Raw genomic sequence first — 14865 nt, forward strand, 5'->3', positions numbered from 1 at the left:
GTACTTTTGCAATTAGACAATTTAATTTTGTTAAATTGGCTATAGATTACCATCAATCAACAGGAAAAGAGACTACTAATGCAGGAAAATGAACGCAAACTTCAGCAAGCTGAAGGTGGGAATGAGCAGACATCGGACAACATAAAAGCACATTTGGAGGAAAGCCCCAATTCCGAACCAAATGAGTCCCAAGATGCCATGCCTGAAAATACCGAAGAGCCCAAGTCGGAGACCACTCCTTCCGAGGCCAAGGATACCGAAAAAGAATCCAAACCCTCCGAACAGTCCGATGACTCCAATGAGGCCATTGATGAAATTGACGAATCCAACGCAGAGGATGCGGAGGATTCCGAAAATGAAAAACGGCACTACATCCCCATGCTGGACTATCATTCCATGCCACTAGAAAATTTGGTGGGGGAACTACAACGTTTGGTCAAAAATGAAAAGGTCCAGGCCATTGGCAGACATGTCAGTGCCATTAAATATGAGTTCGATCAAAAGTTTCAGGAATTCATCGAACAAAAGAAAGAGGAATTTGTCTCCAAAGGAGGCAATGAAATTGATTTCAGGTACAACTCGGTTGCCAAGCGACAATTTAACGAGGTGTACTCCGATTATCGTGAAAAACGTGATCAGTACTACAAACAACTGGAACAAAACCTCAAGAACAATCTTCACAATAGATTGCAAATCATTGAGGAGCTGAAAGGGCTCATCGACGTTGAAGAGGATATCAACACCACTTACAACAATTTTAAGGAGCTCCAGGAACGATGGAAAAATGCAGGTCCCATTCCACGGACCAACTATAACGATGTTTGGCGCACCTACCATCACCACATGGAAATCTTCTACGATTTTCTGCACTTGAACAGGGAGTTACGCGACCTCGATTTTAAGCACAATCTGGAAGAAAAACAAAAACTGGTGGAGCGGGCCGAAGCCTTGGCCGATGAACCCGATCTGGGAAAGGCATTCAGGGAACTCCAGACCTTGCACAAGATCTGGAAGGAAGACATAGGACCCGTGGACAAGGAACACCGCGAGGAAATCTGGGAACGTTTCAGCAATGCTACCAAGGCCATGCACCAGCGTAGGCAAGAACATTTCCAGGAATTGGAAAAAGTATTTGAAAAGAACCTGGAGAAGAAGCAGGAAATCATTGCTTCCATTGCCCATATAGCCGATCATGTTGCAGATAACCACAGAGGCATCCAAAAGCAGATCAAGGAAGTGGAGGCACTCAGGGATTCCTTTTTTAAGGCAGGCAAGGTGCCCCAAAAAGTGAACGAGGAAACCTGGAGTCATTTTAAAGATGCCGTTCGCAAGTTCAACAGAAGCAAGAATTCCTTCTATAAAAACCAGAAGAAGGACCAACAGCAGAATCTTGAAAAGAAAAAGGAACTGCTAGATCTGGCACTTTCCCTTAAAGACAGTGATGACTGGGCCACGGTTACCCCGGAAATGAAGCGCATCCAAAATGAATGGAAGAAAATAGGGCATGTGCCCCGAAAATATTCGGACAAGATATGGAACGAGTTCAAGGAGGCCTGCAACCATTATTTTGACCGATTGCATTCCGATAAGAATGACGCCCATAAGGAGGAATACGAAAACTTCGATAAGAAAAATGCCTGCTTGGAGCGCTTGAAGGAGTTTCAGTTAAGCGGCGATAAGAAAAAGGACCTTGAAGCCATCAAGGAATTTTTGGCCGAATGGAAACAATACGGCCGGATTCCCTACAACAAAAAGCACATCAACGGCAAGTTCAATAAAATTGTGGATGCCCTGCTCAAAAAGCTGGGGGTCGGCAGACACGAATCCGAACTGCTCAAATACGGCAACAAGGTACAGGAGTTGGCCAAAACCGAGGACAACTATGCCATTGGCAACGAAAGGGTCTTCATCAGACGTAAAATTGATGAGAGCAAATCGGAAATACGCCAATTGGAGAACAACCTCCAGTTTTTCTCAGGAGACTCCGAAGACAATCCCTTGGTAAAGGAGGTGATCAAGAACATCGACAAACAGAAAGAGGCCCTACAGACCTGGAAAGAAAAGCTTAAAAAGCTGAACATCCTTGAACATAAATTGAACAAAGAGGCCGAGGAAGAGGACGACAGCAGCGAAGAGGAATAAACCACTTTTCGCCTCCAACAAATCCCGTCGCATAAAACCAATTAAAGTTCCGCTGTTTACCAGTGAAAGTATCCTTATTTGTACAATTTTAAAAGGTACTTGATCAAATCCGTAGTGGTCACGATTCCTACAAGTTTTCCATCATCCACAACAGGCAATGCGTGGAATTCATTTGTGGCCAATAGTTGGGCCACTTCTTTGATGGTTGTCTTGGAAGTGACACTTACCACATCATTGGCCATCACTTGGGGAATGGAGAACATGTTGTACACAATGGTATCTACATATTCTTCATGTTCATCAATGGCATCGGCAAAACTGATCCGAAGAAGATCCGTATAGCTCAGCATACCCTTAATGACATCACCCTTCACCACCGGAATATGCCTGATGTGATGCTTTTTGAAAAGTCGCTCTGCGGTGACCAAATCATCTGTGGTCTTCAATGTGACCAACTTTTTGGTCATGATCTCGGAAACAGGAACCCCATTTTTCATCTTCGCTGCAGTTTAAAAATCCTTCTATGAAGTTACTTCAATCACCAAGGGGAAAGTATGATAATTGTCATCTTGGAGTCCTGTTCCACAATTAAGAAAGGAGTGTTTTCCGGTCAAAACCATACTTACACTTGCTATTTTTGACCATACACCCCAATTTTTTGCTTAACTCTGTTTGATAAACCATTTTTGACCACCAATCAACCACCAAAGTACCCCGATTATGAAAAATTTCATTGCCTTTTTGGCCATTGCTTGTTGTTCATTAATGACCAAGGCCCAAGATTATTACGAAACCAGTTGGATCAGCGGTGAAGTCAAATACACCGCCCTGATCATCTTCTACGAACAGGACCAAGCCATAGTACGTGTAAAATATTACGCAAACGGTGCTGATAAATTGGCCAGTTTTTTATGTACTTATGAAAACTTCACCAAATCGGATGGTTCCCAAGACAAGTTTTTGAACGGTGTGGACGCCGTAATCGTTCGGGGACCTGAAGGGTCCACCTACAGTGCGGACAATTTTTATTTGAAAGATTTGGGCAATGGCAATTTTCAGGCCTACACGGTGGACGATAATGGGTTGGCCGGTTCAGATATCACACAGTACATGAAACCCATGCTGTATTGGGTAAAAATGAATCCTGATGCCCTCACCAAGGGCTATTTGGATGATTACTACAATGAGGACGAACTATTGTTCAAACTGCTTACATACCTCAACAAAGGCGAAGTGGAGTACACTACCGGCAATACGGCCATTACATCCATTGCCCTGGGCATGGACCAGGAATATGACACTCCCCTTTGGTCGGTGGTCATGAGCAATCTGGGCAGCAAGGCCTATTCCGAGCAAAAAATCAAGGAAGCTGCGTTGTATCCCAGCGACTGGATCAAAGAGCAATGGGATTTGGGTTATTACATTACCGCAGTGGAGTACAATGCCGACAAAAACACTTATGTGGTGGTCATGAGCAAGGCATATGGCATGGGGCCTCAATCCTGGAAAAAATCGGATGTCTTTCCCAAGGATTGGATCACCACCAAATGGAACGACTATTACTACATCACAGAGATTGCCTGTGGAGGTGGCGAATGGTACGTGTTCATGGACAAGAACATTGGTTATACGGCTCAACGATGGAAAACAAGTTACGAACTGCCCAAAGAGTGGATTACCGAAAACTGGAACGATGGCTACTCCATAACCTCTGCCAACTACGGAAACGGGTTATGGGCCCTGAGCATGAGTGCTGGGTCCAATTTGGGCCTTCAAACCTGGAAGACCCAATACGAATATCCCATAGATTGGATCAGGGAGCAGTCGGACAACGGGTATAAAATTACCACAGTAGCCTACGGAAACGACATGTGGTTTGTGGTCATGTCCGATGGTTCCACACATGCCTCCAACAGGTCTACCTCCAACTACACGGAGCTTCCCCTGGATTGGATCATTAACAACGCCAACTAAGGGGAATAACTTCTATTTAGCTACGTTAACGGAACGTGTCTCACGGATGACCGTCACCTTAACTTGGCCAGGATAGGTCATGTCCGTTTGTATTTTCTGGGATATTTCAAAGGATAATTCGGCTGCTTTGTCATCGCTTACCTTTTCGCTTTCCACTATAACGCGAAGCTCCCTACCTGCCTGGATGGCATAGGCTTTTTGCACCCCATTGAACCCGAAGGCAATGTCTTCCAAGTCCTTCAATCGCTGAATGTAGGAGTCCAATACCTGTCTCCTTGCACCAGGACGTGCACCACTAATGGCATCACAAACCTGTACGATAGGGGAAATTAGGGTGGTCATTTCTATTTCATCGTGGTGGGCGCCAATAGCGTTGCAAACTTCTTTTTTCTCACCATATTTTTCGGCCCATTGCATACCCAAAATGGCGTGGGGCGTTTCCACCTCCACTTCTGCCATGGGCACCTTACCAATATCGTGCAACAATCCAGCACGTTTGGCAAGTTTGGGATTGAGTCCCAATTCGGCGGCCATTACCCCGCAGAGTTTGGCCACTTCCCTGGAGTGTTGCAATAGGTTTTGTCCGTACGAGGAACGATATTTCATACGACCCACTGCTTTGATCAGTTCCGGATGCAATCCATGGATTCCTAAATCGATTACGGTCCTTTTCCCGATTTCGGCAATTTCTTCGTTGATCTGCTTTTCGGTCTTTTTCACCACTTCCTCAATACGGGCAGGGTGAATCCTGCCATCGGTCACCAATCTATGGAGTGAAAGTCGTGCAACCTCCCTACGTACAGAATCAAAGCAGGAAAGGATGATGGCTTCCGGAGTATCGTCCACAATGATCTCTACCCCTGTGGCGGCCTCAAGGGCACGGATATTTCTTCCTTCACGGCCAATGATGCGTCCTTTTACATCATCGGATTCCAGATTGAAGACTGAAACACAGTTTTCCACTGCTTCTTCGGTTCCGATACGTTGGATGGTATTGATTACAATCTTTTTGGCCTCTTGTTGGGCTGTAAGCTTTGCTTCTTCCAGCGTGTTCTGAAGATAGGCCATGGCATCGGACTTTGCCGTTTCTTTCAGGGATTCCAACAACTGACTCTTTGCTTCCTCTGCGGAAAGTCCTGAAATGACCTCCAATTGCTGCACTTGGCTCTTGTGTAGTTTCTCGAGTTCGGATTGCTTTTTATCAAGGATATCACTTTTATAGTCCAATTCCTTGATCTGCTCCTGTAGTTGGTCGTTCAACTTTTTGTTCTTGGCCAGCTCACTGCTTACTTGCGACTCCTTGTCACGGGTGCGTTTTTCGGCCTCGGCAATTTTTTTGTCCTTATTGATGATGACCTTTTCGTGTTCGGCCTTTAGTTCCAAAAATTTCTCCTTGGCCTGGAATATCTTATCCTTTTTAATGCCTTCACCTTCCTTGTTCGCTTCCTTAATGATATCCGCTGCCTCTTTCTTTGCGTTGGCAATGGTTTTGGATGCCTTGCCCTTCTCCATCATCTTGGCAATTGCAAATCCTATCGCCAGCCCCACAACAGCCGCTACGATTATTCCTATGATAGTATCCATGTTTGATAGTGTTTAGTTAAAAAAAAAGCCCACATTGGCCGAAGTTTTGTACAAACTCCATATTACAGGTTTAGGGCTACCAGGCTGATCAAGGATCCCTATACAAGTAGGGCCTGCTTTTACAACCCAAACTCACCCTTTTGAATTATAATAGCGTTGAGTTTGTCAAAAAATATTTACCAATGTGGGCAGTAACAATATTTTATTTAAAAGAACTTATTCCCCCAATTTGGAATATACCAGTTCATCCAATGCCTTAAGACGCTCTAGGGCGGCCTCGGTATTTTCGGAACGATCTATTCCGCCTTGCTCAATTTTAGAAGCAAACTGTAGGGCACACATGGCCAAAACATCCTGTTTATCCCTGACCGCATAGTTCTGCTCGAACTTTTTGACCAGGTTTTCAATGTTTTTGGCGGCCTTACGCAAACCTTCCTCTTGCCGTGGATCTATCGTTAGCGGATATACCCTATCGGCAATGGAAAGCTTTATTTTGAGCTTCTCGTCCATAATTCTGGCACATGTCAATCCGCCAACTTGGCAATGCAAACATCCAGTTCGCGGATCAATGTATTTATCTTGAGCTTAGCCTCAGTTTTACTAGCATTACTACCCAGCATCGTGTTCGCCATCTTCAGGGAATTATACTTTTCTTCCCATTCTACCAGAGCTTCTTCCTTAAGCTTGCTTTCTTCCTTTATCAGGTCCAATTCTTCTTTCAACTTGGTGTTTATCTTGTGCAATAGCTCCATTTTGTGCAGCAGTTTGCTCACCTTGTTCTCCAAAGAATCCACAATCTCAACAAGTTCGCTCATAGATGCAAACAACAATACGTATTACACAAAGTTAACGATCCTAGGGTTACCTCGCAATACTTTTTGGATTAATTCTTAAAGCTTTGGTTTAAGTCCAAACCTCGGCAAATCCTTTTCCAAAAAACAAAACATTGGTTACTTTCGTAAGTAATTATAAATTACACTATGCGCCTTAATCTTGTAGTCTTCCTCTTTTTTTCCACTAGAATACTTGTCGCCCAAGACAATTATCCCCAGGATGCTTTTCAGTCGCCTTTGGAAATACCGTTGATTCTTGCCGGAACTTTCGGGGAACTACGTTCCGATCATTTTCATTCTGGGATAGACATCAAGACGCAGCAACGGGAGGGTTTACCTGTAATGGCCGTAGCGGATGGGACCGTTACACGGATCAAGGTCTCCCTTTGGGGCTACGGCAAGGTAATCTATGTGGCACATCCCAATGGGTACACTTCGGTATATGGGCATCTTAAAAAATTCGGTCCAGAATTGGAAGAGTATGTAAAAAAGGTGCAGTATGACAAGCAGTCCTATGAGGTGGAGATGTTTCCTGATTATGGGGAATTGAAAGTTACCAAAGGTGACGTGATAGCCTATTCTGGCAATACGGGTGGTTCGGCCGGTCCACACCTTCATTTTGAAATACGAAGCAGCGTATCCGAAAAACCGACCAACCCCTTGCTATACGGATACGAAGTGCGCGACGCCACCAATCCAACCGTTTTGGGCCTATTCGGATACCCCTTATCGGATGGTGCCCTGATAAACCAAAGTGCCAAAACCACCCAGATCAATTTTACCAAACAGCCCGACGGTTCTTTACTTGCCGACAAGGTATCGGCTTTGGGAACCATTGGGTTCGGCATTAACAGCTTTGACCGCCAAGATCTGGCCGCCAACAAGAATGGTGTGTACTCGGTAAAACAAACGGTTAACGGCAGGGTATATTCCGAATTCGATTTTGAAACCTTTTCCTTCGGGGAGACGCGTTACATCAACACCTTGATCGATTACCCTTATTTTTATAAAAACAGACAACGTATCCAAAAATGCTTCAAGGAACCCTATAACCATTTGGATATCTACAAATCCCTATACAACAATGGAAAAATCGACATTGAGGAGGGGATGTCCTACCAAGTGGAATTGCTTATCTCAGACATTGAGGGGAACATTACCAAGCTGATCATTCCGGTCGAAGGAAAACGGGAGCCTCAAAAAGTGGCCAAGGATGATAATCGGACGGATGATTTCATCATTGCCGACAAGCCTAACAATTTTGACCTTGGTGCGGCCAAAGTATATTTTCCGGCCAATACTTTTTACGAAGATTTTTACATCAACCTAAAAAAAGGAACCGATACCATTGCCATACACGATAACAGTGTGGCGGCCCATCGAAACTTTACCATCAGCTTTGACCCTTCCAAATATCCGTTGGAGGAAAGAAAACAATTATTCATTGCCCATTTGGACGAGGATCTGAGACCATCGTATTCCAAGACCTACAAAAGGGATGGATCATTCACTACCCGTACCCGCACCCTTGGCACCTATACTTTGGTGAGGGACAGTGTTGCACCCACCATTCGACCAAAAAACTTTAAGGAGAAACAATGGCTGAGCAACTACAGTTATTTGAGTCTCGACATTTCCGACGACTTGAGTGGGATAGACACCTACAGTGCCACTTTGAACGGCGAGTGGATCTTAATGGAGTACGAACCAAAAACCAATACCATTACCTATAATTTTGATGACAAGATCCTGAACACCAACGAATGTGAACTCAAAGTGACCGTAACGGACAATGTGGGCAACTCCAATACCTTTACCAGCACTTTTTTCAGGAAATAACCGTACTTTTGCAAGCGCAAATCAGTCAGCAACAGACCCGCCATATTATTTGTTGAAAACAATTTCGACCTCCCTTTGGGTTACGATTTGATTAAAATGATACTGATGAAAAAATTTGTCTTCGTTTTTGTTCTATTGACAAGCACCTTGGTTTCGGCACAAAAGAACATTTATGAGAACATGAAGTTCGATGAGCTTACCGAGGACCATGAAACACTGGCCATTATACCCTTCATTGCCTATCTGGAGCTGAAGAAAACCGTGGACCATGACGAATTGAAGGTCCTTGCAAAAAAAGAAGGCTACGCGGTACAGAACGCATTGGAAACTTATTTTGCCCGACGCAAGAAACGCAAAAAGTTCAATGTGGATTTTCAGAATATCCACAATACCAATGCCATTTTGGCCCAAAACGGAATTGATTACAATAATATAGACACCTACACCACCCAAGACCTATGCAAAATCTTGGACGTGGATGGCATCATCAGTGGCAATTTAAACCTGAACATCCTACTTTCAGAAGGTGTGCCCACAGATTTTAGTTTTATGGATTACTTCAGCGGGGATGCCAATTATGGTAGGATCGGATTGAAGATCAGTGATGGTGAAACCGGCAAGCTCCTCTGGAAATACGAAAACGTGATCACCAAAAAGACAGGCAAGAACACCAACGAACTCATTGATAAAATGATGAAGACGGCCTCCAGAAAATTCCCTTACGACAAGGAAAAGAAAAAGAAGAACAAAGACTAATCAGGAATTGGCATATTCCTTTAACACCTGCACTGTATAATCCATTTCTTCCTTGGTGTTGTACATGGAGAAAGAGAACCTTAGGGAAGGTTTATCCATTTCTTCCGGTGATAAAATCTCCGCAAGCACGTGAGAACCTTGATCACTTCCTGATTGGCACGCACTTCCTTTGGAGCAGGCAATTCCTTTCATATCCAAATGAAAAAGAAGCATCAAGCCTTTTTGCTTATCGAAAGGCAAACGTACATTGGCCAAGGTATAAGTGCTTTTTTCCAAATCAGCGGACAATCCATTGAAGAAAGCTCCAGGAATCTCCTGTTGTAACTTTTCAACAAAATAGCGCTTTAATTCCTTAACCGTATTGGTCTCTTCTTCCAAATGTTCGTAAGCCTTTACAAAGGCTTCTTCCAACCCTACAATATTATGGAACGGCTCCGTACCAGCTCGAAAACCCCTCTCCTGCGCTCCCCCGACAATCAAAGGTTTCAGTCCGGAATTTTTTCGGATAAAGGCAAATCCAATGCCTTTAGGTCCATGGAACTTATGGGCGGCAGCGGTCATAAAATCGATATGTACCGATTGCACGTCCCAAGCATAATGCCCGATGGACTGTACGGTATCGGAGTGGAACAATGCCCCATATTGCTTGCAAAGCTTTCCAACGGACGCGATATCCGTAATGTTCCCGATTTCATTGTTTACATGCATCAAACTGACCAGCTTTTTGGAACTATCCTTTTGCAAAAGGCTTTCCAAATGGTCCATTTTTGGATTTCCAAATTCGTCAAGGTCCACATACCAAACAGCAATGCCATACTCCTTTTCCAGTTCCTCCACGGTATGCAGAACCGCGTGGTGTTCTATTTTTGAGGTAATAATGGTCCGCACACCCAAATCGCGAACGGCACAGCGCAAAATCATGTTATCGGCTTCGGTCCCACCCGAGGTAAAAATAATCTCGGAAGGTTGGGCATTTAGGGTTTTGGCAATGGTTTTTCTGGCTTGCTCCACAGCTGTTTTTGCAGAGCGGCCAAAACTATGGGTAGATGAAGGGTTACCATAATGCACGGCCAGGGCTTCTTGCATTCTCGAAATCACCTCATCCCTTACCTGCGTGGTCGCCGCATTGTCCAGATACACTTTTTGCATGGTCCAGTCGTCATTTTTAACGGGGCAAAAATACGTGAAATAAAGTTAATTTCCTTTAAAGTCGCCTTTTGGATTGGGCTATTAAAAGGGAATTGCTTTAAATTTGGCGCATGGGAAAATATTTCTTTTTGGCCTTGTGCTCCTTGGCACTTTTTGCTTGCAGCGATGGCGACCTGCAGATAGAGACCATCGATTTTGACAGTGTATCGCTTCAATATTGTACGGCACCCGCAACAACCAGCAAGAATATTCTATTCAAGATCAATGACAACGAAGCCTTGATTTTGGAATTACAGAGCGGTGTATTGAATAAAGGGGTTGTAGGGGACACTATAGTCACGGAAAGTACGGTGCCCAGCCAATCCCAGGTTACTTATCGTATTTTTTCGGATGGCGTTAGCAAGAATTACTTCTGTGACGATATACCTACCGTAGATCCGGTGGTCGTGGATGAAGTGGAGGCACAAGATGGGATGGTGATCATTGAAACTTATGCAGATACCGAGGGTACCAACTTTGTACACAACATCAGCTTGAGTGGCATTTCTTTTGTAACAGGTAGCGGTGAACGTATTACCAACCTCAACATTAGTGCTTTCGGGGAGGTCACTACCGCCATTCCCTAAGAAACATTCTGAAAAATATAGACTTCGGTAGCCCCTAACCCATATTTTTGATAGTCGGCATCATAGTATTTGAGGTTGTCATATTTATTGAAAAGATACTGCAGTTCATCCTTTAGAACGCCCTCGCCCACCCCATGGATGAAAACCACCTTTTGAATGCGTTTTTGGATGGCAAAGTCCAGTTGGCGTTTGGCGGTTTCCAATTGAATGTTGAGCATGTCAAAATTAGTGAGTCCTTTGGTGGATCTTACCAATTGATGGATATGTAGGTCCACCTCCATTTTGGGCAAATTGCGTTCCTTTGGTTTTTTACTGACGGCCTTTTTCCTCCTTGGAACTTCCTTCTCTCCCATCATTTGGGAAACCTCAATATTGGAAACCGATATTTTCCCTTGAATCTTTACCAAATCACTGGCCGCGAACTTCATGGGAAAACCATCCTTGGTCATCAAGGTGACCGTATCCCCTTCTATATGTTGTACGGTACCCTTGATGGCTTCGTCCAGTACCTCTACCCTATCACCTATCGAAAATTTGCCCATATCCCTTTTACCGTTAAAAAAATGACCAAAAAGTTAAACCTGTAAACAAAAATAATAGTATTTTTCACCTATTACAGACTAAGATGCACCTACAACCAACCATATTTGCCCTCAGTTTAAAGGATTACATGTTGCCCTGTCTCAACAAGAAACTGTTCGGACTGGAGTGTCCTGGTTGTGGCATGCAACGATCTGTCGACTTGCTACTGCATGGTGAATTCTTGGCTGCCTTCAAAATGTATCCGGCCGTTTACACACTCATTCCATTGTTCGTTCTGCTGATCAGTAGTAAAGTATTCCAGGCGAAAGTGGACAACAGGTACATTATTTTCCTGAGCATTACAAGCGTAGCGTTGATACTCATTAACTTCATAATCAAATTGATACACTAAACATTTAAATCATGGAACAAAAAAATTTACCAAATGTAACGATAGCTATGGTGTTGGCCATTCTCTCATTTTTATGCTGCTGTTTTGGAGGCGTACCCGGACTTATTCTTGGTGGAATTGCCTTCTTGTTGGTCAGAAAAGATGAAAAGGCCTATACCGAAAACCCAGACCTTTATAAAAATTACAGCACCCTGAAAACCGTCAAGATCTTGGCAATTATAGGTATGGTTTTAGGTTTCCTTTACTTACTTTACACTATCTGGTCCATCAATCAAATGGGTGGCTGGGACGGCTATATGGAAAAGGTCAATGAAATGATGGAACAATATCAATAATTCAATCAATATATGAGCCAACAACCCTTACCTGGGGCAAGTACCGTGCTGACCATGGGAATCATTTCCATAGTCGGCACCTTGGTATGTTGCGGTCCATTCGGTGCCATTTTTAGCATCATCGCCTTGGTGAAGGCGAAGACCGCCAATCAGTTATACTTACAAAGTCCTGAAAGTTATACGGATTACAGCAATGTGAAGACAGGAAAGATCTTGGCCTATATCGGCCTGGCATTGGCCCTGATCTATCTGGTGCTGTTCATCCTTTATTTTGGATTTATCATTGCCATGATTACGGCAGGTGAGTGGAGTGGCAACTATTAGTTTGCCACTTCACTTATAAATTTGAGTCGGTACAACCGAAGCTCATCATCATCGTAGTCGCCATCAAATTCTTCAATGGCTTTTGTGATGGAATCGGTATCGGCTTCCAAAAAGTAGTCATGGATCTCTTCTTGCTGGTCCTCGTCCAGGATTTCGTCGATCCAGTAACCGATATTCAATTTGGTGCCACTGAAAACAATCTGTTCCATTTCCTTAATAAGTTCAGGGAGCTCCAACCCTTTGGCAGAGGCAATATCGTCCAAAGGTAATTTTCTGTCTATACTTTGGATCACATATAGTTTTAAGCCTGAATTGGCCCCTGTACTTTTCACCACAAGGTCATCTGGTCGGATGATTTCGTTCTCCTCAACATATTTGGTGATAAGGTCGATAAAAGGCTGTCCGTATTTTTTGGCCTTTCCCTCGCCTACGCCCTGAATGTTCAAGAGTTCATCCATGGTAATGGGATATTTGAGGGACATATCTTCCAAAGAAGGGTCTTGGAACACCACAAAAGGCGGCACCTCCCTTTTTCTGGCTTCATTTTTACGGAGGTCCTTCAATAATTTCAACAAGTTGTCGTCCGCCGATGCACCTCCCGATTTGCCTGCTTGGGTCACCGCATCGTTGGTGTCCTCCGAATACACATGGTCTTTGGTCATCATAAAGGATTCAGGATTTTCCAGATAATCCTCCCCGGCCTTGGTCAAGTGCAAAATTCCATACCGCTCAATTTCTTTCTTGAGCAATCCCGCCACAAGTACCTGTCTGACCAACGCCATCCAGTACGACTTGTCTTTTTCGGCACCGATTCCAAAAAATTCCTTCTCATCAGTCTTGTGTGACGAAATCATGGCATTGGTCTTGCCCACCAAAATCCTGACAATTTCCTTGGTCTTGAATTTTTCCTTGGTATCCCGAACCACACTCAGCAGTTTCACCACCTCGTCCTTGGCCTCTTCCTTGGGTTTCGGGTTTCTGGAATTATCGTCCATATCGGCCCCTTCCCCATCCACTTCATCAAATTCTTCACCAAAATAATGCAGGATGAACTTTCTTCTTGACATGGAAGTTTCGGCATAGGCCACAATTTCTTGCAACAAGGCATTTCCGATTTCCTGCTCCGCCACAGGTTTGCCGGACATGAACTTTTCCAGTTTTTCCACATCCTTGTATGAATAGAAGGCCAAACAATGACCTTCACCACCATCACGGCCGGCGCGACCGGTCTCCTGATAGTAGCTTTCTATACTTTTCGGGATATCGTGATGGATCACAAAACGCACATCGGGCTTATCGATTCCCATACCGAAGGCAATGGTGGCCACAACCACATCCACTTCTTCCATCAGGAACATATCTTGGTATTTGGCCCTTGTCTTGGCATCAAAACCAGCATGGTAAGGCACTGCACTCACCCCATTCACCTGTAATACCTGGGCTAGCTCTTCTACACGTTTTCTGCTCAAACAATATATGATACCCGATTTTCCCTGGTTCTGCTTAACAAATCGGATAATATCGGCGTCCACATTCTGGGTCTTGGGCCTTACCTCATAAAACAGGTTGGGCCTATTGAATGATGCCTTGTACACCAAAGCATCGTTCATTCCCAAATTTTTGATGATATCTTCCTGTACTTTTGGTGTGGCCGTTGCTGTCAGTCCAATAATGGGAATGCCTTCTCCCAATCGGTTGATGATGCCTTTTAGGTTTCGATATTCAGGCCTAAAGTCGTGTCCCCATTCCGAGATACAGTGTGCCTCATCAACAGCTACGAAGGAAAGTTTCACGCTTCTCAAAAAATCTACATATTCTTCCTTGGTCAACGATTCCGGTGCCACGTACAACAATTTGGTGACGCCGTTGGAAATATCCTCCATCACCTGTCTTACCTCGGTCTTGGTGAGTGAGGAGTTGAGCACGTGGGCTATACCATTTTGTTCGGATATGCCCCGGATGGCATCGACTTGGTTTTTCATCAAAGCTATCAAAGGGGAAACCACAATGGCGGTACCCTCTTTCATAATGGCCGGCAACTGGTAACAAAGGGACTTCCCGCCCCCTGTGGGCATGATTACAAAAGTATCCTTGTCATCCAGCACGTTTTGGATGACATCTTCCTGAAGCCCCTTAAATTTTGAGAAACCAAAATATTTTTTGAGTGAGGAATGCAAATCGGTATTCGTTAGGCTCATTTCCGCATTTTTCAATTAATAACAAGCAACCTGAAAGGCCATTGAAACAATCATTTTAATCAATCTTCAAAAGTAGGAAGTATTCTATCTTCCATAATGGTCTGTAAAAGATAGTTTGATTAGTTTTGTAATCTTAAAGATAAGATATTCTTTTAGGAATACAATTAGATA

General features: G+C 43.9%; 15 protein-coding genes and 1 other RNA gene. 8 read left to right on the forward strand and 8 right to left on the reverse strand.

Going from position 1 to position 14865, the window contains the following annotated elements; translation table 11 throughout:
- Positions 1 to 78: 78 nt before the first annotated feature.
- Positions 79 to 2142 carry a DUF349 domain-containing protein gene (locus D2U88_RS11765; protein ID WP_119640763.1) on the forward strand — a complete coding sequence of 688 codons (2064 nt, stop codon included), beginning with the start codon at positions 79 to 81 and terminating at the stop codon, positions 2140 to 2142.
- A gap of 74 nt (positions 2143 to 2216) precedes the next feature.
- Here the strand turns inward: D2U88_RS11765 and D2U88_RS11770 are convergent, their stop codons facing one another.
- Positions 2217 to 2639 carry a CBS domain-containing protein gene (locus tag D2U88_RS11770; RefSeq protein ID WP_119640764.1) on the reverse strand — a complete coding sequence of 141 codons (423 nt, stop codon included), beginning with the start codon at positions 2637 to 2639 and terminating at the stop codon, positions 2217 to 2219.
- A 223-nt stretch (positions 2640 to 2862) separates the two neighbouring features.
- Here D2U88_RS11770 and D2U88_RS11775 point away from each other — a divergent pair, with 223 nt between their 5' ends.
- The gene (locus D2U88_RS11775; protein ID WP_119640765.1) at positions 2863 to 4116 is read left to right on the forward strand and encodes a DUF7477 domain-containing protein; all 1254 of its coding nucleotides are present in this window, start codon (positions 2863 to 2865) and stop codon (positions 4114 to 4116) included.
- A gap of 12 nt (positions 4117 to 4128) precedes the next feature.
- Here the strand turns inward: D2U88_RS11775 and rny are convergent, their stop codons facing one another.
- From rny to D2U88_RS11795, 4 genes are all read right to left on the reverse strand, one after another.
- On the reverse strand, positions 4129 to 5700 hold the full coding sequence (gene rny, locus D2U88_RS11780) for a ribonuclease Y (RefSeq protein WP_119640766.1): 1572 nt from the start codon (positions 5698 to 5700) through the stop codon (positions 4129 to 4131).
- A gap of 52 nt (positions 5701 to 5752) precedes the next feature.
- A non-coding RNA gene (ssrS, locus tag D2U88_RS11785) (6S RNA) lies at positions 5753 to 5862 on the reverse strand.
- Between the two features lie 54 nt (positions 5863 to 5916).
- A complete protein-coding gene (locus tag D2U88_RS11790; RefSeq protein ID WP_119640767.1) occupies positions 5917 to 6210 on the reverse strand; it encodes a cell division protein ZapA in 294 nt (97 codons plus the stop codon).
- Positions 6211 to 6224: 14 nt separating this feature from the next.
- Positions 6225 to 6515: a hypothetical protein gene (locus tag D2U88_RS11795; protein WP_119640768.1), complete on the reverse strand. Its 291-nt coding sequence runs from the start codon at positions 6513 to 6515 to the stop codon at positions 6225 to 6227.
- 165 nt (positions 6516 to 6680) lie between these two features.
- Here D2U88_RS11795 and D2U88_RS11800 point away from each other — a divergent pair, with 165 nt between their 5' ends.
- Together D2U88_RS11800 and D2U88_RS11805 are read left to right on the forward strand one after the other, a co-directional pair.
- Entirely contained in the window at positions 6681 to 8372 is a 1692-nt protein-coding gene (locus D2U88_RS11800; RefSeq protein ID WP_119640769.1) for a M23 family metallopeptidase, read from the forward strand.
- A gap of 105 nt (positions 8373 to 8477) precedes the next feature.
- Complete coding sequence (locus D2U88_RS11805; RefSeq protein ID WP_119640908.1) at positions 8478 to 9128, forward strand: hypothetical protein; 651 nt, start codon at positions 8478 to 8480, stop codon at positions 9126 to 9128.
- On the opposite strand, the gene D2U88_RS11810 is transcribed toward D2U88_RS11805, so the two are convergent.
- The gene (locus D2U88_RS11810) at positions 9129 to 10277 is read right to left on the reverse strand and encodes a cysteine desulfurase family protein (protein WP_119640770.1); all 1149 of its coding nucleotides are present in this window, start codon (positions 10275 to 10277) and stop codon (positions 9129 to 9131) included. It lies immediately after the preceding gene.
- Positions 10278 to 10387: 110 nt separating this feature from the next.
- On the opposite strand from D2U88_RS11810, the gene D2U88_RS11815 reads away from it, so the two are divergent.
- Entirely contained in the window at positions 10388 to 10903 is a 516-nt protein-coding gene (locus tag D2U88_RS11815; protein WP_119640771.1) for a hypothetical protein, read from the forward strand.
- Here D2U88_RS11815 and D2U88_RS11820 read toward each other — a convergent pair.
- A complete protein-coding gene (locus D2U88_RS11820) occupies positions 10900 to 11445 on the reverse strand; it encodes a Smr/MutS family protein (RefSeq protein ID WP_119640772.1) in 546 nt (181 codons plus the stop codon). The two genes, D2U88_RS11815 and D2U88_RS11820, sit on opposite strands and share 4 nt — an antisense overlap.
- Before the next feature lie 83 nt (positions 11446 to 11528).
- Between D2U88_RS11820 and D2U88_RS11825 the strand changes: the two genes are divergently transcribed.
- The 3 genes from D2U88_RS11825 to D2U88_RS11835 are packed head-to-tail and all read left to right on the forward strand — an operon-like array spanning position 11529 to position 12496.
- Entirely contained in the window at positions 11529 to 11837 is a 309-nt protein-coding gene (locus tag D2U88_RS11825; protein WP_119640773.1) for a DUF2752 domain-containing protein, read from the forward strand.
- Positions 11838 to 11848: 11 nt separating this feature from the next.
- Entirely contained in the window at positions 11849 to 12172 is a 324-nt protein-coding gene (locus D2U88_RS11830) for a CCC motif membrane protein (protein WP_119640774.1), read from the forward strand.
- 12 nt (positions 12173 to 12184) lie between these two features.
- Positions 12185 to 12496 (forward strand): CCC motif membrane protein, encoded by a 312-nt coding sequence (locus tag D2U88_RS11835; RefSeq protein ID WP_119640775.1) that lies wholly within the window; start codon positions 12185 to 12187, stop codon positions 12494 to 12496.
- Here the strand turns inward: D2U88_RS11835 and recQ are convergent.
- A complete protein-coding gene (recQ, locus tag D2U88_RS11840) occupies positions 12493 to 14694 on the reverse strand; it encodes a DNA helicase RecQ (protein WP_119640776.1) in 2202 nt (733 codons plus the stop codon). The two genes, D2U88_RS11835 and recQ, sit on opposite strands and share 4 nt — an antisense overlap.
- Between the last annotated feature and the right edge of the window lie 171 nt (positions 14695 to 14865).

This window comes from Flagellimonas aequoris, assembly GCF_003584165.1.
Taxonomy (GTDB): domain Bacteria; phylum Bacteroidota; class Bacteroidia; order Flavobacteriales; family Flavobacteriaceae; genus Flagellimonas; species Flagellimonas aequoris.